The sequence below is a fragment of the Aeromonas sp. SG16 genome (assembly GCF_024436135.1).
GTDB lineage: Bacteria > Pseudomonadota > Gammaproteobacteria > Enterobacterales > Aeromonadaceae > Aeromonas > Aeromonas jandaei.
This window is the reverse complement of the sequence record NZ_JANFNW010000003.1, coordinates 193389-215875: the sequence shown is the minus strand read 5'-3', so window position 1 is coordinate 215875 and position 22487 is coordinate 193389. Positions and strand designations below refer to the sequence as shown.

General features: G+C 59.2%; 21 protein-coding genes and 1 riboswitch. Of the genes, 7 read left to right on the top strand and 14 right to left on the bottom strand.

Annotation, left to right across the window (positions count from 1 at the left end):
- Nucleotides 1-10: 10 nt before the first annotated feature.
- From NOM67_RS11060 to moaA, 7 genes are all read right to left on the bottom strand, one after another.
- Nucleotides 11-466, bottom strand: coding sequence for a nitrate reductase cytochrome c-type subunit (locus NOM67_RS11060; RefSeq protein WP_033114992.1), 456 nt, complete (start codon nt 464-466; stop codon nt 11-13).
- Nucleotides 466-1341, bottom strand: a complete 876-nt coding sequence (gene napH / locus NOM67_RS11055) for a quinol dehydrogenase ferredoxin subunit NapH (RefSeq protein ID WP_156853331.1) — start codon at nt 1339-1341, stop codon at nt 466-468. Before napH ends, NOM67_RS11060 begins: the two co-directional genes overlap by 1 nt.
- Nucleotides 1338-2072 carry a ferredoxin-type protein NapG gene (gene napG / locus NOM67_RS11050; RefSeq protein WP_182925834.1) on the bottom strand — a complete coding sequence of 245 codons (735 nt, stop codon included), beginning with the start codon at nt 2070-2072 and terminating at the stop codon, nt 1338-1340. The genes napH and napG overlap by 4 nt, the downstream gene beginning before the upstream one ends.
- Before the next feature lie 14 nt (nt 2073-2086).
- Nucleotides 2087-4576 (bottom strand): nitrate reductase catalytic subunit NapA, encoded by a 2490-nt coding sequence (gene napA / locus NOM67_RS11045; RefSeq protein ID WP_255937013.1) that lies wholly within the window; start codon nt 4574-4576, stop codon nt 2087-2089.
- Nucleotides 4577-4730: 154 nt separating this feature from the next.
- On the bottom strand, nt 4731-4988 hold the full coding sequence (locus NOM67_RS11040) for a chaperone NapD (RefSeq protein ID WP_033114988.1): 258 nt from the start codon (nt 4986-4988) through the stop codon (nt 4731-4733).
- Nucleotides 4989-5001: 13 nt separating this feature from the next.
- Complete coding sequence (napF, locus tag NOM67_RS11035) at nt 5002-5535, bottom strand: ferredoxin-type protein NapF (RefSeq protein WP_255937009.1); 534 nt, start codon at nt 5533-5535, stop codon at nt 5002-5004.
- 238 nt (nt 5536-5773) lie between these two features.
- Nucleotides 5774-6769 (bottom strand): GTP 3',8-cyclase MoaA, encoded by a 996-nt coding sequence (moaA, locus tag NOM67_RS11030; protein WP_255937006.1) that lies wholly within the window; start codon nt 6767-6769, stop codon nt 5774-5776.
- Nucleotides 6757-6897: riboswitch (molybdenum cofactor riboswitch) on the bottom strand. It overlaps the preceding gene by 13 nt.
- Before the next feature lie 84 nt (nt 6898-6981).
- On the opposite strand from moaA, the gene narQ reads away from it, so the two are divergent.
- The 3 genes from narQ to NOM67_RS11015 all read left to right on the top strand — a co-directional run bounded on the left by narQ (nt 6982) and on the right by NOM67_RS11015 (nt 10011).
- A complete protein-coding gene (gene narQ / locus NOM67_RS11025; RefSeq protein ID WP_041208739.1) occupies nt 6982-8694 on the top strand; it encodes a nitrate/nitrite two-component system sensor histidine kinase NarQ in 1713 nt (570 codons plus the stop codon).
- The gene (gene narL, locus NOM67_RS11020; RefSeq protein ID WP_255937003.1) at nt 8694-9332 is read left to right on the top strand and encodes a two-component system response regulator NarL; all 639 of its coding nucleotides are present in this window, start codon (nt 8694-8696) and stop codon (nt 9330-9332) included. The genes narQ and narL overlap by 1 nt, the downstream gene beginning before the upstream one ends.
- Before the next feature lie 103 nt (nt 9333-9435).
- A complete protein-coding gene (locus NOM67_RS11015; protein ID WP_033114984.1) occupies nt 9436-10011 on the top strand; it encodes an LON peptidase substrate-binding domain-containing protein in 576 nt (191 codons plus the stop codon).
- Between the two features lie 248 nt (nt 10012-10259).
- Here the strand turns inward: NOM67_RS11015 and NOM67_RS11010 are convergent, their stop codons facing one another.
- Both NOM67_RS11010 and NOM67_RS11005 read right to left on the bottom strand, forming a co-directional pair.
- Nucleotides 10260-12356, bottom strand: coding sequence for a PAS domain-containing hybrid sensor histidine kinase/response regulator (locus NOM67_RS11010; protein WP_255937000.1), 2097 nt, complete (start codon nt 12354-12356; stop codon nt 10260-10262).
- 15 nt (nt 12357-12371) lie between these two features.
- Nucleotides 12372-13556 carry an FIST signal transduction protein gene (locus NOM67_RS11005; protein ID WP_255936997.1) on the bottom strand — a complete coding sequence of 395 codons (1185 nt, stop codon included), beginning with the start codon at nt 13554-13556 and terminating at the stop codon, nt 12372-12374.
- Between the two features lie 116 nt (nt 13557-13672).
- Between NOM67_RS11005 and yvcK the strand changes: the two genes are divergently transcribed.
- Nucleotides 13673-14587 (top strand): uridine diphosphate-N-acetylglucosamine-binding protein YvcK, encoded by a 915-nt coding sequence (gene yvcK, locus NOM67_RS11000; protein WP_255936994.1) that lies wholly within the window; start codon nt 13673-13675, stop codon nt 14585-14587.
- Nucleotides 14588-14616: 29 nt separating this feature from the next.
- Here yvcK and NOM67_RS10995 read toward each other — a convergent pair whose 3' ends face one another.
- From NOM67_RS10995 to lpcA, 3 genes are all read right to left on the bottom strand, one after another.
- Complete coding sequence (locus NOM67_RS10995; RefSeq protein WP_043851223.1) at nt 14617-14952, bottom strand: Hpt domain-containing protein; 336 nt, start codon at nt 14950-14952, stop codon at nt 14617-14619.
- Between the two features lie 296 nt (nt 14953-15248).
- A complete protein-coding gene (locus NOM67_RS10990; protein WP_071910909.1) occupies nt 15249-16040 on the bottom strand; it encodes a class II glutamine amidotransferase in 792 nt (263 codons plus the stop codon).
- A gap of 134 nt (nt 16041-16174) precedes the next feature.
- A complete protein-coding gene (gene lpcA / locus NOM67_RS10985; RefSeq protein ID WP_255936989.1) occupies nt 16175-16753 on the bottom strand; it encodes a D-sedoheptulose 7-phosphate isomerase in 579 nt (192 codons plus the stop codon).
- Nucleotides 16754-17009: 256 nt separating this feature from the next.
- Between lpcA and fadE the strand changes: the two genes are divergently transcribed.
- Both fadE and NOM67_RS10975 read left to right on the top strand, forming a co-directional pair.
- Nucleotides 17010-19466, top strand: coding sequence for an acyl-CoA dehydrogenase FadE (fadE, locus tag NOM67_RS10980; protein ID WP_255936987.1), 2457 nt, complete (start codon nt 17010-17012; stop codon nt 19464-19466).
- Nucleotides 19467-19623: 157 nt separating this feature from the next.
- Nucleotides 19624-20898 carry an amidohydrolase gene (locus NOM67_RS10975; RefSeq protein WP_255936985.1) on the top strand — a complete coding sequence of 425 codons (1275 nt, stop codon included), beginning with the start codon at nt 19624-19626 and terminating at the stop codon, nt 20896-20898.
- 97 nt (nt 20899-20995) lie between these two features.
- Here the strand turns inward: NOM67_RS10975 and NOM67_RS10970 are convergent, their stop codons facing one another.
- Nucleotides 20996-21358 carry an RnfH family protein gene (locus NOM67_RS10970; protein ID WP_255936984.1) on the bottom strand — a complete coding sequence of 121 codons (363 nt, stop codon included), beginning with the start codon at nt 21356-21358 and terminating at the stop codon, nt 20996-20998.
- Complete coding sequence (locus tag NOM67_RS10965) at nt 21351-21785, bottom strand: SRPBCC family protein (RefSeq protein WP_005344096.1); 435 nt, start codon at nt 21783-21785, stop codon at nt 21351-21353. The genes NOM67_RS10970 and NOM67_RS10965 overlap by 8 nt, the downstream gene beginning before the upstream one ends.
- A 169-nt stretch (nt 21786-21954) precedes the next feature.
- Between NOM67_RS10965 and smpB the strand changes: the two genes are divergently transcribed.
- Nucleotides 21955-22443, top strand: a complete 489-nt coding sequence (smpB, locus tag NOM67_RS10960) for an SsrA-binding protein SmpB (protein WP_005344095.1) — start codon at nt 21955-21957, stop codon at nt 22441-22443.
- The last annotated feature ends 44 nt before the right edge of the window (nt 22444-22487 follow it).

Below are 22487 nucleotides of genomic sequence, written 5' to 3'. Positions count from 1 at the left end.
TATGGATTCCTCAGTTCAGCGCTTCAACCGGTTTGAACGTATTCCCCACCAACGGCTTGGCATCCGCTTGCGGCACATGGCACTGCAGGCAGAAGTAGCGACGGGGGGAGACCTCGCCCAGGGTCATGCCATCGCGGGTTTCGAAGTGGGTCGGGCTTATTTTGGGGGCCTTCATGGCACTGGCATTCTTGAAGCTGTGACAAGCCAGGCACTTGTTGACCTTGGTATCCACCTCGTAGTTGCGGATATCGTGGGGGATCAGCGGCGGCTGATGCATGTACTGGCGATCATAGGGCTCGCCATCCTTGCGGAAATTCTTCATGGGGGCGGCATTGGCATCGGTCACCAGATCGGTGGCGCCCCGCTCGGACTTGAGCCCGCCGGTGCTGTTGGTGATCTCGGGGACGGCCGCCATCAGGGAACCCGCCATCAGACAGGCCAGCATTGCTCCAATCAGCTTTTTCATTATGTGTTCTCCGACGTTTTTTCTGCCTTGATGGCAAAACCTACAGTGATTTCAAAAACTTGTTCCGCACAGACATCGATGCAGCGGCCACAGTTGGTACACTCCTGAGCCGCAATCAAGGGCCCGTGACCGCGCTTGGCACCGTGAACGGGGCCGCGCAGGATAGGACGCTCCGGGCAGACCGCATAACAATCCATGCAGTTGTTGCACCGCTCGCGCCCTTTGGCAGAAATCTTGATGAATCCGACCCGGTTGAGCAGGGCATAGAAGGCCCCCACCGGACAGAGATGACCGCACCAGCCCCGCTCAACTACGAAGAGATCGAACAGGAACAGCACCGCCAGCAAAGCCCAGCCCGCTCCCATGCCAAACAGCAGACCGCGCATGGCGAGCGACACCGGGTTGACCAACTCCCACACCAGCACGCCTGTCACCGCCGGTGCCACCAGCGCCATAGCCAGCAGCCAGTAACGGGTAGCACGGCTGAACTGACCGTTGCCCTTGAGGCCAAGCCGCCCCCTGAGCCAGGCCGCCGCATCCGTGATGAGGTTGACCGGACAGATCCAGGAGCAGAAGACCCGCCCCCCGACCAGCCAGTAACCGACCAGTATAATGGCAGCACCCAGCCAGAGTGAGGTGATGGGCCAGTGGCCCGCCGCTACTGACTGCAACAGCGTGAGGGGATCGGTGAGCGGCACCGTCTCCAGCAACAGCGAGCTGGAGAGGTTGCCCTTGAGGATCCAGACACCCACCAGCGGCCCCAGCAGGAACAATGCGAGCACACCGAACTGGCTGAGCCTGCGCAGCAGCAGGAAACGGTGGGAACGCCACCATCCCAGCTTGATGCGCGCCTCGGCCCCCGGATAACGACTCATAGCCCCTCCGGTTTACGGGTCGGCAGAGTGAGCCTGTCGCCAATGAGCGACTTGCCCGCCTTCGCCTTCTCTTCCCAACCAAGCCGGTAGTGATGACCCAGCTCCCCCTTGGCGAGCTGGCGCGGAACCACCTTGATGGCGGCCTCCTCCAGCACGCAGGCATGCTCGCACTTGCCACAGCCGGTGCAGATATCGCTGTGCACTGTGGGCAGGAACATGGCGTGCTTGCCGGTACGCTGGTTGTGCTGCAGCTCCAGGGTGATCGCCTTGTCGATCAGCGGGCAGACCCGATAACAGACATCGCAACGCAAACCCAGATAGTTGAGGCAGGTCTCGTGATCGATGAGCACTGCCACCCCCATCCGCGCCTGATCGATGTCGGTCATCTGCTGATCCAGCGCCCCGCTCGGACAGGCCACCACACAAGGGATATCATCACACATCTCGCACGGCACGGCGCGCGCCTTGAAGTAGGGAGTCCCCGTGGTCACCGGCTCAAACAGCCGGGCCAGCTTGAGCGTGTCGTAGGGGCACGCCTCGACGCAGAGTCCGCAGCGCACGCAGGCGCCGAGGAACTCAGCTTCGTCGAGGGCAGCAGGGGGACGCAGCGCCTGAGCCGGCACTGCATGCACCTGCTGGCGGGCCATGCCGCCGAGCCCCACGCCAAGCAGGCTCACACCGCAAGCCCCCTTGGCCATGTCGGCCAGAAACTGGCGACGACTACGACTCATCTCGACTCCCCGCCTCAGGCCTTCATCACCTTGACGGCGCACTTCTTGTAATCCGTCTCTTTGGAGAGCGGATCGGTGGCGTCCAGGGTCAGCTTGTTGACCAGCTGGCTCGCATCAAAGAAGGGCATGAAGACCAGTCCTTTCGGCGGACGGTTGCGACCACGGGTCTCGACCCGGGTTTTCACCTCGCCACGGCGGGAGGAGACGATCACCTCTTCACCACGACGCACGCCGCGAGCCTTGGCATCGTCCGGGTGCATGAAGAGCACCGCATCCGGGAAGGCGCGATAGAGCTCGGGCACCCGACGGGTCATGGTGCCGGTGTGCCAGTGCTCCAGCACGCGACCGGTGGAGAGCCACAGATCGTACTCTTTATCCGGCGACTCGGCGGCAGGCTCGAACGGCAGGGCGAAGATGACCGCCTTGCCATCGGGTTTGCCATAGAAGCGCACCCCCTCGCCCGCTTTCACATAGGGGTCAAAACCTTCGCGATAGCGCCACAGGGTCTCTTTGCCATCCACCACCGGCCAGCGCAGACCTCGGGCTTCGTGGTACTGATCGAACGGAGCCAGATCGTGACCGTGGCCACGACCAAAGGTGGCATACTCTTCGAACAGACCCTTCTGGACGTAGAAACCGAAGTGCTCGGCTTCGTCGTTCAGCAGACCTTTGCTCTGCTCTTTCGGGAACTGGTTGACCTGACCGTTGGCATAGAGCACGTCGAACAGGGTCTTGCCCTTCACTTCCGGCATCTTGGCAATCAGCTCAGCTGGCCACACTTCTTCCACCTTGAAGCGCTTGGAGAACTCCATCAGCTGCCACAGGTCGGACTTGGCCCCTTCCGGTGCCTTCACCTGCTGGTGCCAGAACTGGGTGCGGCGCTCTGCGTTGCCGTAGGCCCCCTCTTTCTCCACCCACATGGCGGTGGGCAGGATGAGGTCAGCGGCCTGGGCGGTAACAGTCGGGTACGGGTCAGAGACCACGATGAAGTTGCGCGGGTCGCGATAGCCAGGCAGACGATCGGTATTCATGTTGGGACCGGCCTGCATGTTGTTGTTGCACATCACCCAGTAGGCGTTGAGCTTGCCATCCTTGAGCATGCGATCCTGCAGCACGGCGTGGTAACCCACCTGCTCCGGGATGGTGCCTTCCGGCAGTTTCCAGATCTTCTCGGCGATGGCGCGATGCTTGGGATCGGTCACCACCATGTCGGCCGGCAGACGGTGGGCAAAGGTGCCCACTTCCCGCGCGGTACCGCACGCAGAAGGCTGACCGGTCAGGGAGAAGGGGCCAGAGCCCGGCTCGGAGATCTTGCCGGTGAGCAGGTGGATGTTGTAGCAGAGGTTGTTGGCCCAGACACCACGAGTATGCTGGTTGAAGCCCATGGTCCAGTAAGAGACCACTTTCTTGCTCGGATCGGCATAGAGCTTGGCCAGTTTTTCCAGCTTCTCTTTGGAGACGCCGGAGAGCTTGGAGACAGACTCCACATCGTAGTCGGCCACAAACTTGGCAAACTCTTCGAAGGTCATCGGTGTGGCATCGCCGCTGTCCGGGTTCTTCGCTTTTTGCTGCAGCGGGTTGGTCGGACGCAGACCGTAACCGATGTCGGTGGCACCTTTCTTGAACACGGTGTGCTTGTTGACGAAGTCCCAATTTACCTTGTCGTTCTGAATGATGTAGTTGGCGACATAGTTGAGGATCGCCAGATCAGTCTGGGGCGTGAAGATGATACCGTTGTCCGCCAGTTCGAAACTGCGGTGCTCGAAAGTGGAGAGCACGTGCACCTGTACATCCGGATTGGAGAGACGACGATCGGACATCCGCGACCAGAGGATGGGGTGCATCTCGGCCATGTTGGAGCCCCACAGCACGAAGGCGTCGGCCTGCTCGATATCGTCATAGCAGCCCATCGGCTCATCCATACCGAAGGTACGCATAAAGCCGACTACCGCGGAGGCCATGCAGTGGCGGGCATTGGGGTCGATGTTGTTGGTACGGAAACCTGCCTTCATCAGCTTGGCGGCGGCGTAACCTTCCCAGACGGTCCACTGGCCGGAACCGAACATGCCAACGGCAGTCGGGCCCTTCTCTTTGAGGGTGGCCTTGAACTTCTCGGCCATGATGTCGAAGGCCTGATCCCAGCTGATGGGAGCGAAGTCGCCATCCTTGTCGAACTTGCCGTTCTTCATCCGCAGCATGGGCTGGGTGAGGCGATCCTGACCGTACATGATCTTGGAGAGGAAGTAGCCCTTGATGCAGTTGAGGCCACGGTTGACCGGCGCATCGGGGTCGCCCTGAGTCGCTACGACACGACCATCCTGGGAACCGACCAGCACGGAGCAGCCGGTACCGCAGAAGCGGCAAGGCGCTTTATCCCAGTGGATGGCAGTCTTGTCGGTACTGGTGATGAGATTGGCCGCCAGGGTGGGGGCACTGACACCGGCCACGGCAGCGGCAGCCGCCACCGCGTTGGCCTTCATAAAGTCGCGTCGACTCAGCTTCATGACATATCCTCGCATTGCTTGTCGCGTAAGTTATCGAGTGTATTTAACTGGCGCTCGCTCAAGGCTACGAACCGCATACCAGTGCCTCGTTTTTATCGCATCAACTAGAAACCACTCAGTCAGCTCATGGAGACCCGACTTCACGGCACCTTATTCATTGCTGGGCATCGAGTTCATCGAACTGATGGTAAATCAGGGCGGCAGAGAGCACGCCCGGCATCGCCTGTATCGCATCGATGGCCGCCATGATCGGCCGCTGGCTTGCCCCTTCCAGGGTCACCACCAGCTTGCCTTCGTCGGTGACGGCGTGGATCTCGGCACCGTCGAGGGCCGCAATCTCTTCTGCGAGCTGGTGACGCAAGGTGGGCTGGGTCAGCACCACCAGACTCGAAACATGAAACTCCTGACTCATTGTGACTCCCGGGTCATTCAATGCCTGATTCATTCTGACTCTTCTGTGCACTGGCCGCCGAGCCATCCACCTTGATGCTGCCAACCGGGCAATCCTGCACACAGGCACCACAGCCGTTGCAGCTATCCAACTCAATGACTGGGGTGGGTACCCGCCCCAGTGTCGGAATAAAGCGAATGGCCCGCAGTTCACAACTGTCCTGACAGCGTTGGCAATAAACCTGGCTATTGGCCAGGCAGTTGGCGGCAATGGACGCCTTATATTGCCAGGGCGTCTCCGATGCCGGCCGAAAAAGCGGCTCCTTGCAGGCGGCAACGCAGTCACCGCAAAAGGTGCACTCTCCGCGCTGAAAATCGACGGTGGGAAAACCGCCCTCGCCGTTTATCAGGATCTGCTCCGGGCAAGCGGCCAGACAATCACCGCAGCGGGTACATCCGGCCGAGAATTGCGGCCAAGCCACCGACCAAGGCAGTTGCACCGGAGGCTCGGCAACCCGCAAGCGGCCCCGAAACAGGCCACGGCGGGCAAGATCGATCTCTTCCGGCATATTGACTCCCGTTTCAGTGATGAAGGGTGCGGCACGAGTCCTTGATTGGCATTTTCGATACCAATTATAAGAGTGGGTGTATATTGCGGCCCTGACAAGTTAAGGGATATACCACCAGGGAGATAAACAGGGGGGATTTTTGCGCCAGATCAAAGCCTTGGCGCAGAACAAAAAAGGAGGTATCGATGAAAATACCTCCATATGAGGATTGCTATTTAATCAATGGCTATTTTTGTGGTCAGCCACCGATTGAAGCAAGGTGAGGGGTTGCTCCGGCATTGCCTTCGTGCAAACGGTGGGTGGCACTCTTGCCGCTCAGGGCAGAACGAATCCGCTGTTGCAGCGCCTCCTGCTGCTCGTCTGCAGTTAGCAGATCCCGCAGCTCGACCCCATGGTCGCCAAACAGACAGAGGTGCAACTTTCCTGCCGAGGAGACTCGCAGCCGGTTGCAACCGGCACAGAAATCCTTGCTGTAGGGCATGATGAGCCCCACCCCACCCTGCGACTCCGGATGCATGAATACCTGCGCCGGGCCGTCATCCTTGCCGCGCAGCTGCTGTACCCAGCCACTCTCCAACAGACGCTGCTTTATCCCCTCACCGCTGACATGGTGGTCACGAAACAGGGTATCCATATCGCCGGTCTGCATCAGTTCGATAAAGCGCAGCTCAATCGGCTTATGCTTGATCCAGCCTAGGAAAGCCTCCAGCTGATAGTCGTTCAGCCCTTTGAGCAGCACCGCATTGATCTTCACCGATTTGAAACCGGCGGCGAGCGCCGCTTCGATCCCCTCCATCACCTCTGCCAGCTTGTTCTCACCGGTGATCTGGTGAAACTGGCGCGGGTCCAGGCTGTCGACACTCACATTCAGCGCATTGAGACCTGCGTCAAACCACTCGCGGGCCCGCTCTTTCAAGCGATAACCGTTGGTGGTCATGGCGACTTTTTCGATGCCCGGCGTGGTCGCGATCACATTGACGATCTCGGTAAAGTCACGACGCAAGGAGGGCTCGCCGCCGGTAATTCGCACCTTGCGGGTTCCCATTGCAGCAAAGCCATGCACTACGCGGCGGATCTCGTCGAGCGAGAGAAAGGATTTTCGTCCTCCCTTGTGACCTTCCGGAGGGCGATAGCCATCCGGCAGACAGTAGGTGCAACGGAAGTTGCACACATCGGTCACCGAGAGACGCAAATAGTAAAAACGACGGGAAAAACCATCTTCAAGAGGCAACATAAACACCTTTCCAAATACGGGAGGCCAGGGCATTTCTTTCCTGACCCTTACAGCTCGAACATCGGCTGACGGCTGGTTCTCCCCTATCCCAAGGACTTAGGCAGAAGCGCTCGGAGTTCATCTAGTTTTTCGATGCTAACACAAGTTGGAGTACACTCCCACGCATCTTGACGACGCCTTGTCACAATTCAGAGGTCAATATCAACATGAGCATGGGACACAGATTCAGAGTCCATTCGGTCAGCAGCGCCATCGGGCGCGCCATGGTATTGATCCTCTTCATGGCCAGCCTTATTGCGGTCGTTGCCATGGTCACCCTCTTCTACTCGGTACCCGATGCCAAGGCGATCAACCTCTCCGGTTCGCTGCGGATGCAGGCTTACCGGATGGCTTACGAAATCGAGCGGGGCGAGAGTGTACTGGGCCGCCTCTCCCAGTTTGAAGAGACGCTGCACGCCGCAGAGCTGCAGGAGACCCAGCGCTGGATCACCCCTGCCTCCCTGCGCCGCACCTACGGCGAAGTGCTCGATCAATGGCAGGAGATGCGCCAGCACATCGAAAACAGCACCCCCAGACGGTACACCGACAACACCGAGAAGTTTGTGGCGGCCATCGACAATTTCGTCAATCAGATGCAGTACCACGTCGAGTTCAAGGTACGGATGCTGGCACTGGCTGAGGGGCTCGGTCTGCTCGCCATCATCCTCATCGCCTGGTTTACCGTGCGCTTTACCCGCAAGCAGGTGGTCGCCCCGCTCAATCAGCTGGTCTATTGTGCTCGCCAGATCCAGCGCCAGGATTTCGATCTGCAGCTGCCCAGCCACGGTGAAAACGAGCTGGGGGAGCTGTCGCGCGCCTTTGTCACCATGGCCGACGAATTGGGCAAGCTCTATCGGGAGCTGGAGAACAAGGTGGAGGAGAAAACAGCCAAGCTACAACAGGCCAACGACACCCTCTCCTTCCTCTACAGCACTGCCCAGAAGCTGCACGCAGCACCGCTCAGCACCCGCACCCTCATCAAGCTGCTGGACAGAGCGGCAGCCCACCAGCATATCGATTACATCCGGCTGACCCGCTTCGAAAATAACGCCATGCCGGTCTACACCTCCGGGCGCACCGGTTGGCCCGGCGATCTCGATGCGGTGGCTAGTTTCTATCTGCAGATGGATGATCAGGAGTTTGGCCGGCTCGACATCATCAGTCAGCACCCCATTGACGAGCGGCTGATCAGAAACTTCACCATGCTGCTGGCCCAGGTGCTGCACAAGGATCAGACCCTGCTGCAACACCAGCGGCTGCTGCTGATGGAGGAGCGGGCCGTCATCGCACGCGAGCTGCACGACTCGCTGGCGCAGGCTCTCTCCTACCTCAAGATCCAGTCCACCCTGCTCAAACGATCCTACGCCAAGGGGCAACAGGATAAGGCACAGGAGGCGATGCAGCAGATCGACGAAGGGCTAAGCAACGCCTACACCCAGCTGCGCGAGCTGCTCGGCACCTTCCGCCTGACCATAGGGGACGCCAATCTCGGTGAAGCGATCCGGGTGATGCTCGATCAGCTGCAGCCCCAGACCAACGCCGAGATCCGGTTCCACTACGGTCTGGCCGACTCGGATCTTGAAGCGGGCCAGCACATCCATATTCTGCAGCTGATCCGTGAGGCAGTGCTCAACGCCATCAAACATGCCAATGCGCAAGTGATTGATGTTAGCTGTGAGACCCTCGCCAGTGGTAACATCGAGGTTCAGATTTCAGATGACGGTGTCGGTATTGGGCTCGCCAGCTCGGCGATCAACCATTACGGCTTGAGTATCATGAACGAACGCGCCAACAAACTGCACGGCCTGTTGACCATCAACGAACAGCAGCCACAAGGCACCCGTGTGCATCTGACTTTTCCCACCAGTCTAGCGAGAGACGCCTGATGGACGAGATGAAATACAGTGTTCTGGTCGTAGATGACCATCCCCTGATGCGCAAAGGGATTGTGCAGTTACTGGCTCTGGAAGAGAACATGGAGGTGATCGGTGAAGCCTCCAACGGTACTGACGCCGTAGCATTGGCCAAGGAGTCCGAGCCGGACCTGATCCTGCTGGATCTCAATATGAAAGGGCTCTCTGGTCTCGATACCCTCAAGGCACTGCGGGCCGAAGAGGTCACCTCTCGGGTCGTCATCCTGACTGTCTCCGATGCCCGCCAGGATGTAGTAGCCCTGCTCAAGGCCGGAGCCGATGGCTACCTGCTCAAGGACACCGAACCGGATCTGCTGCTGGACCAACTGGCCGACGTGATGACCGGCAAGCAGATCCTGAGCGAGCCGCTGCGCCCCTACCTCGAGAATATCTACGAGCTGGATCACCTGCAGCAGAAGCTTGAGAGCTTAACGCGTCGCGAAATGCAAATTCTGCGTGAAATTGCAAAAGGCCTCTCCAATAAACAGGTCGCTTCCGTGCTCCATATCTCCGAGGGTACGGTCAAGGTTCACGTGAAGAGCCTGCTGAAGAAACTCGAGGCGCAGAGCCGCGTGGAAGCGGCTGTCATGTATCTTGAGCAGCGTAACTAAACGCCCTCCACCGCCCGAAAAGCCACCCTCCGGTGGCTTTTTTCATTCTCTGGCACAGTCGCTGCATTGACCTATTCAGCAACTACTCAATGGAGGATGGAACATGAAACTGCAACCTTTGGCCCTGTTCCCCTTGCCTTCCCACATACTCCCGGGCGGCAAGCTGCCTCTGCGTTTGTTCGAGCCCCGTCATCTGCAGATGCTCAAAGAGTCATTCATCAACGATCAGGGCTTTGGCATCGTGATGGAAGAGTCGACCACCTCGGGACAAGCAGGTCGCATCCTGCCGGTCGGTACCCGGGTCAAGGTGACTGACTTCTACACCCTGAACGATGGGATGCTGGGGATCACCGTACTGGGGCTGGAGCGCTTCTGCATCCACGAGATGGAGACCGACGAGCTGGGACTGCGTCGCGCCAAAGTGGAAACGCTGCCCAACTGGCCCAGCACCCACTCCGATTTCCACGACAAATTGCTGGTGAATCGCCTGCGCGAGGTGTTCGAGCAATATCCGGAACTTGATGAACTCTACCCGGAGAAGCGCTTTGAAGATGCCGCCTGGCTCTGCCAGCGCTGGCTCGAAATCCTGCCGATGCCGATTTATGAAAAGCAGATGCTGATAGCCAAACAGAACAGCGAAGCGGCTCGCAAATTCCTGCATCGCCTGATTTCACAATGACAAAAACAGCTTTGCAAAATGCAATTATTCCAACAATGAAAATCGAAATTTCGCATTTTGCAAATGAGTAGGAACACAACAAGCCATAACAAGAGAGAGCCGCTGCGCTAAACGGCCAAATTGAACATAAAAGAGTCATTTAAAAGTTGGCACAGATTTTTCATATAGATTTGTACAACCCGATTTATCCCGTGCTCTCTTCAGTATTTGCTGAAGATCTGGTCAACCCACAAAGTTGACCATTTTTTTTATCCGCGCGTCGGCAAACGCTGACCAAAGTGACGCTGCAGACAGTCACGCAGTCGTGATAAGGTGATCGGCTTGGCGAGAAAATCATCCATCCCCTGCGCCAGACAGCAGGCCTTGTCCTCTGCCATTGCATTGGCCGTCAACGCGACGATGGGCATGGTGTAACCCATCTCCCGCAGCCGTCTGGTCGCCTCCAGCCCGTCCATCTGCGGCATCCGCATATCCATCAGGATCAGATCCGGCTGCTGTTGCTCCACTTGCGCCAGCGCATCCAGCCCATTGACGGCCAATCGGACATGGCTCACCAGTTTTTGCAGCATCAGTGACACCACCAGCTGATTGACCGGGCTATCTTCCACCACCAGCACATCGAGCGGCAGCAGGGCGGGAGCACTCTCTTCCCGCGCTGGCTGGCAGTGACAGGGCAGCGCCATGTTGCTGAGCTCAAACCAGAAACGACTCCCCTTGCCTGGCTCACTCTCCAGCCGGATCTCCCCACCCATCAGAGAAACCAGCCGCTTGCTGATGGCAAGGCCCAGGCCGGTCCCCGAGAAGCGACGGGTGGCCGAGTTATCAACCTGCGAGAAGGGTTCAAAAAGCTGGGCCTGATCCTCCGGGGCAATCCCGATCCCGGTATCACTCACCGAAACCCGCAATTTTTCCTCATGCCAACTCAGCCGCAGGGTCACCCTCCCCTCATCGGTAAATTTGAGGGCGTTGTCGAGCAGATTGCCAATCACCTGGGAGAGCCGCATCGGGTCTCCCTGCAACTCCCCGGGCACCACATCGTCTACTTCACAGCACAACTCGATCCCCTTGGCATCGGCCCTTGCCTGCAGCGGCTCGATAAGTGACTGGCAGAGGCGTTCTGTCTGCATCGTCTCACAGTGAAATACCAGGGTCTGGGATTCGATTTTCGAGAAGTCGAGCACATCGTCGATGATGGTTTGCAGCAATCTGGCCGAGTGGGTCGCGTGACGCAGCAGGCTCTGCTGATCCGGTGCCAGCTCGGCATGTTGCAACAGATCGAGCATGCCCAGCACCGCATTCATCGGGGAGCGGATCTCGTGGGTCATCATGGCCAGAAACTGGGATTTGGCGCGGTTGGCCGCCTCGGCTTCGTCCCGCGCCCGAGCCAGCTCCTCCTCACGCCGGATCTGGCTACTGATGTCCCGGGCGGTGCCGCGATAGCCGATAAAGTTGCGATCTTCATCGAAGCTGGGCTCGGCGCTCACCTCCATCCAGCAAGGCCCCCCCTGCAGAGCGACCTGCATCCGCACTGCGCGAACAGGCTGACGCTGTTCCAGCAATTCGAGGTAGACGTTGGCTTCCCGGCTGCCCTTGTTGCAAACATAGTCATAGAGGGTCGGCCGGGTAGAGAGCGGCATCTGCTCATCGAGATAGCCGGGCTCGGAGGCATAGCTGAGTCTGTGCTCGGCATCCGTCTCCCAAAACCAGTCCGACGCCATGGCGGCGAAACTGCGAAAACGGCGCTTGCTGGCCTGCAGCGCCTCGGTCTTGGCCGCAACTTGCTCCTGCAAGCGGGCCCGATAGGTGATGTTGACCAGTGCCTGCGAGATGAGCGGACGGCAGCGCTGCATCGCCGCCTTGCTGGTGAGATCGAACGTGCCGGCACGGGAGTGGCGGCAGATGATGGTGGCGCTGAATCCTGGGGCCTGCAGCCCGGTGAGCATCAGGCTCGCCCATCCCGGAACTGCAGCGAGATCCGCCAGCTCCGGCAACTGGGAAGGGTCGTAGATCACCAGCGTCTCTCCCGCAATCGCCCGGCCAAATGCCGGCGTCATGGCCCAGTTACGCCCCTGCTCCACAGGATCGGTAGTGAGGTGAGTAATCCCCGTTTTTCCCTCCCAGGCCACCACATCCGCATGCTCAAATCCGATAAAGGGCTTGAGCACCTGGATGAGGCTCTCCAGCACCTGCTCCGGAGTCTGGGCATCGGCCAGTGTCGCTACCCCGCTCAATAGAGTCTGTGATTCATGCCGGTATTTGGCCTCGCGCTCACGACAACGCATCAGATCGACCAGAGTGGTCTGCAGTTTGTCGCCCAGGGCTTCCAGTTCGCTGTTGCCAATCATCTTGTTGCCTGTTCTCTAACGGGTCAGGAAGATCACGCTCGATACCATCAGGTTGCCGTGAGCCAGCTCACCGTGGGGCAGCCGCCCCTGCTCGCCGAACGTAAAGGGAGTGATAAAGGGGATCTTGCCGAGACGAGCACGGCTCTGTTCGACAAACTCGCACAACATATCACCAAGCGCCAAACGGCAACCAGCACAAAAGATGATAAGCGCGCCGATAGGCTGTAATTCAACATCGACACCATAGCCCGGCTCGATCCGGATTGCATTGAGGCTACGTTGCAGCAATCCCTCCTGACTGCTGTACATCAGGAGCAACCGTTCGCCCGGCGCCACGTCGGTAAAGAGGCGCAAGCCTCCCTGCTCGGTGACCGCCTCCGGATGAGAGAGCTTGTAATAGGGAATGCCATCGAGGGAGCCCACCTGACGAGCCAGTGGATTGAGCGTGGTTTCGCGCAAGATGGGGCCCACAGGCCAGGGGGACTCGCGTCCGCACCAGCGGGCATAGACCTCAGCAGCGGGCTGGTGATCTATAGTCAACACCTCCCGCCCATGGCAGACGGTGATCTCGCCGCTGCATTCGGCGGGGACGTAGCCGGAGTGAAACTGAAACGCGAGCTGGCAATCGGGATAGAGCACCGCCAACACGATGCCATCGCGGGTCATCGACTCATCCCAACAGAGTTGCCAGTTGCCGCTGACACTGTTGTCGGCCGCAGAGCCCCCCACCACGGGTACGGATGCACCCAATTCTGCCTCAATGCCGGCCAGCAGCCCCTCCTCCTGGCCGGGACTGGCATGAAAGAGGATAAGCTGGGGCAACTCGCCGGGTCGGTCACAGTCACTCATGGCGCGACGCAGCAACTGCCTCACATCGACCTGACTACCGCTGGCGCCGGCGATGCCATAGGCTCCTGCCTCGTCGTAAAACGCTGCGACAGCGAGACCATATCCCTGTCTGGCATGATGGCCCACTTCGGTCATCACCCCGCCGCAGGAGCTGCACCCCAGCACACGGGTGGTCGGGAATTGGCGTTTTAGCTCGGAACAGACTACCTCGCCCTCATGGGCCTCGGTAAAATAGATCAGCAACAGGGAGGGAGCCTGCATGGAATGGTGGCGCAGTCGTGCACAGATCTCTTGAGCCGCCAACGCTGAGCTTTCAGCGAGGGAGTGAACGGTCAGAAATTTCAACACCATCTCCTTGTCGTATTAACGGATGCCAACCGCAAGCAAAAATCATACCCTTATCAAACAATTACCTCGATTCACTTGCTAATATAGCGGTCAACTGAGACCAATGACAGGATGCCTTCATGTGGCAGAAAAACATCAATGACTTCGAGCGGGTCGTAGCCATCGGTGGTGGCCACGGTATGGGACGAGTGCTCTCATCCCTCTCGTTCTTGGGTCAACGCCTGACCGGCATAGTCACCACAACAGATGATGGTGGCTCCACCGGACGTCTGCGCAAGAGCCAGGATTGCATCGCCTGGGGCGATCTTCGCAACTGTCTCAATCAGCTGGTGACCGATCCCAGCATCGGCAGCATGCTGTTTGAATATCGCTTCGCCGGCCGGGGTGAACTGGCGGGACACAACCTCGGCAACCTGATGCTGCTGGCACTCGATAACCTCTGCGTCCGTCCTCTTGATGCTATCAAGCTGATCAGCGACATGCTCAAAATCGAGTCACAATTGCTACCCATGTCTGAATTTCCGACCGATCTTTGCGCCAACATGGAGTGTGGCACCCGGATCCTGGGAGAGGTCTCGATTGACCAGCTCGCCTCCCCACCGCTCTCCCTTGGCCTGATGCCCGAAGTGCAGGCCACCAGAGAGGCGGTACAGTCGCTGCAACAGGCTGATATGGTCATCCTCGGGCCGGGCAGTTTTCTCACCTCCATCATGCCCCCCTTGCTGCTGGCCGAGATCGCCCAGGCCATCAACGAGAGCAACGCCATGGTGGTCTTTATCTGCAATCTGGTAGCGGAGAAAGGGCCAGCTGGCCAGCTTGATCTGAAGAGCCAGTGTCGCTGGCTGGAATCAAGAATAGGTCAGGGACGGATTGACGCCATCCTCGCCCCCAGCGAGGCCGGAAAAGCAGGGGAGTGGCAAGGAAAACTGATCGAGGCGGAGTTGGGGGAGAGCGAATTGCCTCACCGCCACGATCGCTTGAAGCTGAAACTTGCGCTGGACAGAGTGATCCAGCATCTGCTCAACGCACGCTGACCAATCTGCATGCGCCGAACCAAACAGCCTCACTGATAGGTTGCGAGAAAAGAGAGAACTTGGGGCAAGGAGTGCTCCAACTCTTGCAATTGACGCCCCGCTTCACCGGCATCGGCCTGCTTGCAGGCCATCTCAAGCGCCATCACCTGCTGGTAGCTGGGCATGGCGCCGTAGCTGCCACAGGATGATTTCATGCTGTGAGCCACTCTGGCCAGTTGTGCCCAATCGCCCTGCTCATAGAGTGGCCTGAGCTGACCCAACTGCTCCCCCACCTCTTCGATAAAGACAGAGATCACCACCGGCAACATCTCCTGACCAATGTCATCGGCCAACTGTTGCAATACCTTGCGATCTACCCACTCCATGTGTTCCTCCCCGGAAAGGTATTCAAACAGACCATACTATAGATAACTTCATCAACAAGATCGCCTGCATAGCCATTATTCCTCTGATGATGAAGTGAGCTCCAAGGTGGAAAACGTGAGAGATCTCTCACTATCGATACAGTGCAAATGGCAAAAGATACAAAAAAGTTGCCGCCGATTAACAAATAAATAACAATCCGTTTTGTCAGAGTGATATTGCTCAGCAACACCTCTCATCCCTTTTTGCCTTTATGGCTGCTGCGAAGAACCAGGGTAGTTTTCTACCCTGGTATTTTTTATGGTGTGACGCTGATTTGGTTAGTCGCCACCCGCTCCCCAAGCCGGAATAGATTGAATTCGCCGGGGGCCATCTTGATCCAGTTCTCATTGCCGGTCAGCGGCCGCGTCGTGACCAGTGTCACCACATCGTTGGGCGTGGTCTCGCTCTGGAAATCGATCACCACCTCTTCATCCAGCAAACTCGCCTCGCCAAAAGGTGCACAGCGAGTCAGCCAGTGCAGGTTGTTGCTGCAGTAGGTCATCACATACTCCCCGTCCGAGAGCAGCATGTTGAACACCCCCAACCCCCTGAGCTCATCACACAAGGTGGCCATATAGCGAAACATGGCGGGAAAGTTGGCGGGACGCTTGGGGTACTTCTGCTCCAGCCGGTCGAGCAGCCAGCAGAAGGCGTGTTCGCTGTCGGTGTCTCCCACCGGGCGATGTCGCCCGGTTGGCAACTTCTTGTAGCCGGTGAGCTGGCCATTGTGGGCAAAAGTCCAGTAACGGCCCCACAGCTCGCGGGTAAAGGGGTGGGTATTTTCCAGCGAGACGCAGCCACGGTTGGCCTGGCGGATATGGCTGACGACGGCGCAGCTCTTGATGGGCAGCGCCTGCACCAGTCTGGCGATAGGTGACTGGGCGCTGGGCTCGGGATCTTTGAAGGTGCGAAAGCCCTTCCCTTCGTAAAAGGTAATGCCCCAGCCATCCTTGTGGGGGCCGGTCTTGCCGCCACGTAGCATCAGGCCGGTAAAACTGAAACAGATATCGGTCGGCACATTGGCACTCATGCCGAGCAGTTCGCACATATCCGGATGCCCCCTTCCTTGACTACATAACAACTGGCTTAGCTCTCGGGCTGACCAGCAAAAACCGGATTAGAAGAGCAGGTAAGAGCACATAGCAGACACTCTTTCCTGCCCTTGTCTCGGCGAGTTGCCGATTACTTGGCCATCTCTTTTTCGACCAGCTGGATCAGGATGTGGATCACCTTGATGTGCACTTCCTGAATGCGATCGGCATAGCCAAAGTGCGGCACCCGGATCTCGATGTCGGCCAGACCGGCCATCTTGCCGCCATCCTTGCCGGTCAGGGCGATCACTTTCATCCCCTTGGCCCGGGCAGCTTCGATGGCCTTGATGATATTGCCGGAGTTGCCGCTGGTGGAGATACCGAGCAGCACGTCGCCACGACGGCCGACCGCTTCCACATAACGGGAGAAGACGTAGTCATAGCCAAAATCGTTGGAGACACAGGAGAGGTGGCTCGGATCGGAGATGGCGATACCGGCGTAACCCGGGCGGTTCTCGCGATAGCGACCGGTCAGCTCTTCGGCAAAATGCATGGCATCGCAGTGGGAACCGCCATTGCCGCAGGAGAGCACCTTGCCCTCCTCCTTGAAGGAGTCGGCCAGCTGCTTGGCAGCCGCCTCGATGTTTTTCAGGTTCTGCTCGTCAGCCAGGAAAGCCTGCAGCACGCTGGCAGCTTCAGTCAGTTCGTTGCGGATCAATTCTTGGTACATGATGTCTCTTCCACTGTTTTTAGTGTGCGTGTAAGTCACCGCTATTCTCGCACAAGCCAATCCCGGAGTCGCCCCCTCCCCCCTGCAACACAACCCTGTTGCCACGAGCGTTACGGGGATCACAGTCGCAAGGTAATGAAGATGTAAACAGCTTGATAACTTTGTGCGTATGAATTACAACAGGGGCCATATCCAACAGGTCTGACCTCTGGATCAGTGACGCCACGTTGGCAATCTTTCACGCAAGGAGCAAGCAATGACGACGACCCTCACTCTGCTCGGGGTGATCCTGGTTATCGGAGCCCTGGCCTACCGCCGGACATCCCTGTTCATCTCCACCCTGGTCACCGGCGCTGCGCTGGTGCTTGGTGCTATCTATGGTCATGTGCCCTTGCTGGTCTGGGCGCTGTTTGCGGTGATCGCCATCCCGCTCAACCTGGTGGAATTTCGCCGCACCCAGATAACCAAGCCGCTGTTCAAACTCTACAAATCGATCATGCCGGAGATGTCCCGCACCGAGAAAGAGGCGATTGAAGCGGGTACTACCTGGTGGGAAGCCGATCTGTTCGCGGGCAACCCGAACTGGAAAAAACTGCACGCCATTCCGGTCGCGGCTCTCTCTGCTGAAGAGCAGGCCTTCCTCGACGGCCCGGTGGAAACTGTCTGCCGCATGGTCAGCGACTGGGAAGTGACCCACGAGCGCGCGGATCTCTCCCCCGAGGTGTGGCAATACCTGAAGGACAACAAGTTCTTCGCCATGATCATCAAGAAGAAATATGGCGGTCTGGAGTTCTCGGCCTACGCCCAGTCCTGCGTCCTGCAAAAACTGTGCGGCGCCAGCGCCGTGCTCGCCTCCACCGTCGGCGTACCCAACTCGCTGGGCCCGGGCGAACTGCTGCAGCACTACGGCACTGACGAACAGAAGGATTACTACCTGCCCCGCCTGGCGGTAGGTAAAGAGATCCCCTGCTTCGCCCTGACCAGCCCGGAAGCGGGTTCTGATGCCGGCTCCATCCCCGACTTCGGTATCGTCTGCAAAGGCGAGTGGGAAGGCAAAGAAGTGCTCGGCATGCGCCTCACCTGGAACAAACGCTACATCACCCTCGCTCCCATCGCGACCGTCCTGGGTCTCGCCTTCAAACTGCGTGACCCCGAGCACCTGCTGGGTGACGAGGAAGAGCTCGGCATCACCTGCGCGCTGATCCCTACTCACATCAAGGGGGTCGGCATCGGCCGTCGCCACTTCCCGCTCAACGTGCCGTTCCAGAACGGTCCGACTCAGGGCAAGGATGTGTTCGTCCCGCTCGACTTCATCATCGGCGGCCCTGCCATGGCCGGTCAGGGCTGGCGCATGCTGGTCGAGTGTCTGTCGGTAGGACGCGGTATCACCCTGCCCTCCAACAGTACCGGTGGTGTCAAGATGCTGGCCCTGGCGAGCGGCGCCTACAGCCGCATCCGTCGCCAGTTCAAGCTGCCCATCGGCAAAATGGAAGGGATTGAAGAGCCGCTGGCCCGCATCGGCGGCAACGCCTATATCATGGGCGCAGCAGCCAACCTGACCGTGACCGGTATCGACCTTGGCGAGAAGCCCTCGGTCATCTCCGCCATCGTCAAATACCACCTCACCGACCGTGCCCAGAAGTGCATCATCGATGCCATGGACATCCACGGCGGCAAGGCCATCTGCATGGGCCCCAACAACTATCTGGCTCGTGGCTATCAGGGGGCCCCCATCGCCGTTACGGTGGAAGGGGCCAACATCCTGACTCGCAGCATGATCATCTACGGTCAGGGCGCCATCCGCTGCCATCCGTACGTGTTGCCGGAGATGCTGGCAGCCAGCCATCCGGATCAGGAGCAAGCCCTCAAGGACTTCGACAAGGCGGTATTCAGCCACGTCGGTTTTGCCATCAGCAACATGGTACGCAGCTTCTGGCTGGGTGTGACCGGCGCCCGCTTTGCCGCAGCACCCTATGGCGACCAGACCAAAGGTTACTACCAGAAGCTCTCCCGCCTCTCTGCCAACCTGGCCTTCCTGTCAGACATGGCGATGGGCACCCTGGGTGGTGAGCTCAAGCGCAAGGAGCGGGTCTCCGCCCGCCTTGGCGACGTGCTGAGCCAGCTCTATCTGGCCTCCAGCGCCCTCAAGCGCTATCAGGACGAGGGACGCCAACAGGCCGACCTGCCGCTGCTGCACTGGGCACTGCAAGATGCCCTGTTCAAGGCCCAAGAGGCGATCGACGAGCTGCTGCGCAACTTCCCGAACCGCTGGATTGGCCTTGCCCTGCGCGCCGTGGTGCTGCCGCTGGGTCGCGACATGAAGCGTCCGAGCGACAAGCTGGACAACCAGGTTGCCCGCCTGTTGCAAACCCCGAGCGAGACCCGCAGCCGCCTGGCCAAGGGCCAGTACCTGACCCGCGAAGAGGGTAACCCCTTCGGTCTGCTGGAGCAGGCGCTCGATGACGTGCTGGCTGCCGAGCCGCTGTTTGACAAGGTGTGCAAGGCTGACGGCGTCAAGCGCCCCTTCCTGGCTCTGGACAAGGTGGCCGACATCGGCCTGGCCGCTGGCGTGCTGAGCCAGAGCGAAGCGGAGCTGCTGCGCCGCGCCGAAGTGAGTCGCCTGCGCACCATCAACGTCGATGACTTTGACCCCATCGATCTGGTAGCCAACAAGAAGCTGTTTGAAGCCTCGGCTTACCATCGCGCCGCCTGATATCAAGGCATTCTGACAACGCCTCCCTTGTGGAGGCGTTTTTTATTTCATGCCTGCAACAGCGTGCACCAGCTCCCCCGACCAGCGCCCTTCCCCGTGTCCTCGTCCGCAAAACAGTGCACAATAGTCGGCAAACCGAATCACAAAGGAAGCCAGGATGACCCTTGAGCACCTGATCCAGTGGCGCCGCGACCTGCACCGCCTGCCGGAAGCGGCCTGGAAAGAGTTTCGTACCACCAGCCTGATTGCCCACCATCTGAATGAACTTGGCTATCACATCGTGCTTGGCGACAAGCTGCTGGCCAGCAATCTGATGATGGGGCGCGATGTCGATGTGGCCACCGAGAAGGCTCGCGCCCGCCGTCAGGGAGCCCACCCCGACTGGCTGGAGCGGATCGGCGATGTCACCGGGCTGATGGGAGAGCTGGATACCGGCCGCCCCGGCCCGACTCTGGCCTTTCGCTTCGACATCGATGCCGTGGAGGTGGAGGAGTCTGCCGCCGAGCAGCACCTGCCGCAGCAGGAGGGCTTTGCCTCCCACAACAAGGGGTGGATGCACGCCTGCGCCCACGATGGCCATACTGCCATTGGTCTGGGGCTGGCCAGCCGCCTGATGGCGATGAAAGAGGAGCTGTGCGGGCGCATCAAGCTCTTCTTCCAACCCGCTGAAGAGGGGTGTCGCGGTGGCAAGGCGCTGGCCGCAGGCGGTGCCCTCGATGACGTGGATGCTCTGCTCTCGCTCCATATCGGCATTCACGCCGGCAGCGGCGAGCTGGTGATCAATCCCACCGAGTTCCTCTGCTCCACCAAGTTCGACGTCCACTTTATGGGCACCGCCGCCCACGCCGGGCTCGAGCCCAATGCCGGCAGCAATGCACTGGCTGCCGCCTGCATGGCTACCACCGCCATGCTCGGCATTCCGCGCCACCGCGACGGCATGACCCGCATCAACATCGGCCAACTCCACGCCGGCAGCGGGCGCAACGTCATTCCCGACCATGCCGAACTGCACGGTGAAACCCGCGGCGCCGACAGCGCCCTCAACGACTACATGTTCAGCCAGGTGCAACGCATCGTCGAAGGCACTGCCCTTGCCCACGGCGTCACCTACCGCATCATCAAACAGGGTGAGGCCATCGCGCTCGACAACAGCCCGGCACTGCAGGCCGAGCTGGCGGCGCTGGCTCGCAAGCAGGGGCTCGCCACCATCCAGACTCGCCGCTTTGGCGCCAGCGAAGATGCCGGTTTTCTGATGGAGCGGGTGCAAAAGCAAGGGGGCGAAGCGGCTTACCTGATCCTCGGCGCCGATCTGGCTGCGCCGCACCACCACAACGCCTTCGATTTCGACGAGCGGGTGATGCAGAGCGGGGTCGATCTGCTGGCGGCGTGGGCCCATGCCAGACTGGGGAATTCCGCTCATATCAAGGGATAAACCCGGTGGCCATCAGCGCGGAAACCTGAGCAAACAGGATCAAAAAAGGCGCCCATCGGCGCCTTTTTATTTGCTAACCGCTTGCCGCGGCGCAATGTCACTCAGCCGGTTGGCCAGCACCGCGCTTGCGGTTGGTATTGGGACGACCGCCGGTCACAGCATCGGCACGCCCCTCCTCCTTGGCCTTCTCGGCGCGCTTTTTACGCATCTCGCGCGGATCGGCGATGAGAGGGCGATAGATCTCGATGCGATCGCCATCCTGCAGCAGATCGCTCCCTTTGACCGGACGGCTATAGATGCCGAACTTGTTGACCGCAAGATCGATCTCGGGGTGTTTTTGCACGATGCCGGACTGCTCGATGGCAGCCTGTACGCAGGTCTCGGGAGAAACCCGCAGCGCAATCACCGTCTGGCGCTGCGGCAGGGCATAAACCACTTCGATATTGAGCTGATCAGGCACCGTACACCACCTTGGCCCGGTTGGAGAAGGCGGAGACCATGGAGCTCACCAGATCGCGGAACACCTGGCCAAAGGCCACTTCGATGAGCTTGGAGGTAAATTCGAAATCGAGGTCAAACTCCACCTTGCAGGCATCCACATCGAGGGGAGTAAAGGTCCACCAACCCGCCAGCTTGCTGAAGGGGCCGTCCACCAGCTCCATCCTGATCTGGCGGTTTACATCCAGCTGGTTGCGGGTAGTAAAGGTTTTGGCGATGCCCGCCTTGGCCACATCGACCGACGCCATCATGTAATCGTCACCCGCCTCATGCACGCGGCTGCCGACACAGCCGGGCAAAAACTGCGGATAGGCATTCACATCGTTGACCAACTTGAACATCTGTTCGGCACTGAACATTACCAGGGCACTGCGAGTAATACGGGGCATGGCTTTTCCTCATCCAATCGCCGCGATTTTATCACCATGTTGGCTCTTTTGGAGGTAAAACCTCGGCCAAACTGCTCAGAAAGCGGCCACTTGACCCGTCGCGCGTTTTACAGCCGCCCCCGCCTACGTATAATACGAGCCTCCTAGTCATTGCCGGAAATCGCCCGTCATGAGCAAAAAAAACAGTAAAAACAAAGCCGGGTCCAGCACCATTGCACTCAACAGAACCGCGCGCCACGAATACTTCATCGAAGAGAAGATCGAAGCGGGTCTGTCCCTGCAAGGGTGGGAAGTCAAATCCCTGCGGGCGGGCAAGGCCAACATCAGCGAAGCCTATGTCATCTTCCGCGATGGCGAAGCCTACCTGTTCGGCTCCAGCTTCCTGCCACTGCAAGCGGCCTCCAGCCATGTGGTGTGTGACCCGACCCGTACCCGCAAACTGCTGCTGAGCCGTCGTGAACTCGACAAACTCGAAAGCCTGATTGCCCGTCAGGGCTATACCGTCGTCCCCCTCGCCCTCTACTGGAAACAGTGCTGGGTCAAGGTCGAGATCGGTCTGGTGAAGGGCAAAAAAGAGCACGACAAGCGCGAGGATACCAAAGCCCGCGAGTGGGATCGGGAAAAAGCCCGCATCATGAAGAACAAGTACCGCGGCTAACCCTCTGATGTCCGGACGATTCCCGTCCGGACACCTCACTTCCG

Excerpts from the sequence above, each read along its gene's own strand:
- NOM67_RS11060 (WP_033114992.1), bottom strand. The coding sequence starts at position 466 with ATGAAAAAGCTGATTGGAGCAATGCTGGCCTGTCTGATGGCGGGTTCC.
- napH (WP_156853331.1), bottom strand. The coding sequence starts at position 1,341 with ATGAGTCGTTATCCGGGGGCCGAGGCGCGCATCAAGCTGGGATGGTGG.
- napG (WP_182925834.1), bottom strand. The coding sequence starts at position 2,072 with ATGAGTCGTAGTCGTCGCCAGTTTCTGGCCGACATGGCCAAGGGGGCT.
- napA (WP_255937013.1), bottom strand. The coding sequence starts at position 4,576 with ATGAAGCTGAGTCGACGCGACTTTATGAAGGCCAACGCGGTGGCGGCT.
- NOM67_RS11040 (WP_033114988.1), bottom strand. The coding sequence starts at position 4,988 with ATGAGTCAGGAGTTTCATGTTTCGAGTCTGGTGGTGCTGACCCAGCCC.
- napF (WP_255937009.1), bottom strand. The coding sequence starts at position 5,535 with ATGCCGGAAGAGATCGATCTTGCCCGCCGTGGCCTGTTTCGGGGCCGC.
- moaA (WP_255937006.1), bottom strand. The coding sequence starts at position 6,769 with ATGTTGCCTCTTGAAGATGGTTTTTCCCGTCGTTTTTACTATTTGCGT.
- narQ (WP_041208739.1), top strand. The coding sequence starts at position 6,982 with ATGGGACACAGATTCAGAGTCCATTCGGTCAGCAGCGCCATCGGGCGC.
- narL (WP_255937003.1), top strand. The coding sequence starts at position 8,694 with ATGGACGAGATGAAATACAGTGTTCTGGTCGTAGATGACCATCCCCTG.
- NOM67_RS11015 (WP_033114984.1), top strand. The coding sequence starts at position 9,436 with ATGAAACTGCAACCTTTGGCCCTGTTCCCCTTGCCTTCCCACATACTC.
- NOM67_RS11010 (WP_255937000.1), bottom strand. The coding sequence starts at position 12,356 with ATGATTGGCAACAGCGAACTGGAAGCCCTGGGCGACAAACTGCAGACC.
- NOM67_RS11005 (WP_255936997.1), bottom strand. The coding sequence starts at position 13,556 with ATGGTGTTGAAATTTCTGACCGTTCACTCCCTCGCTGAAAGCTCAGCG.
- yvcK (WP_255936994.1), top strand. The coding sequence starts at position 13,673 with ATGTGGCAGAAAAACATCAATGACTTCGAGCGGGTCGTAGCCATCGGT.
- NOM67_RS10995 (WP_043851223.1), bottom strand. The coding sequence starts at position 14,952 with ATGGAGTGGGTAGATCGCAAGGTATTGCAACAGTTGGCCGATGACATT.
- NOM67_RS10990 (WP_071910909.1), bottom strand. The coding sequence starts at position 16,040 with ATGTGCGAACTGCTCGGCATGAGTGCCAATGTGCCGACCGATATCTGT.
- lpcA (WP_255936989.1), bottom strand. The coding sequence starts at position 16,753 with ATGTACCAAGAATTGATCCGCAACGAACTGACTGAAGCTGCCAGCGTG.
- fadE (WP_255936987.1), top strand. The coding sequence starts at position 17,010 with ATGACGACGACCCTCACTCTGCTCGGGGTGATCCTGGTTATCGGAGCC.
- NOM67_RS10975 (WP_255936985.1), top strand. The coding sequence starts at position 19,624 with ATGACCCTTGAGCACCTGATCCAGTGGCGCCGCGACCTGCACCGCCTG.
- NOM67_RS10965 (WP_005344096.1), bottom strand. The coding sequence starts at position 21,785 with ATGCCCCGTATTACTCGCAGTGCCCTGGTAATGTTCAGTGCCGAACAG.
- smpB (WP_005344095.1), top strand. The coding sequence starts at position 21,955 with ATGAGCAAAAAAAACAGTAAAAACAAAGCCGGGTCCAGCACCATTGCA.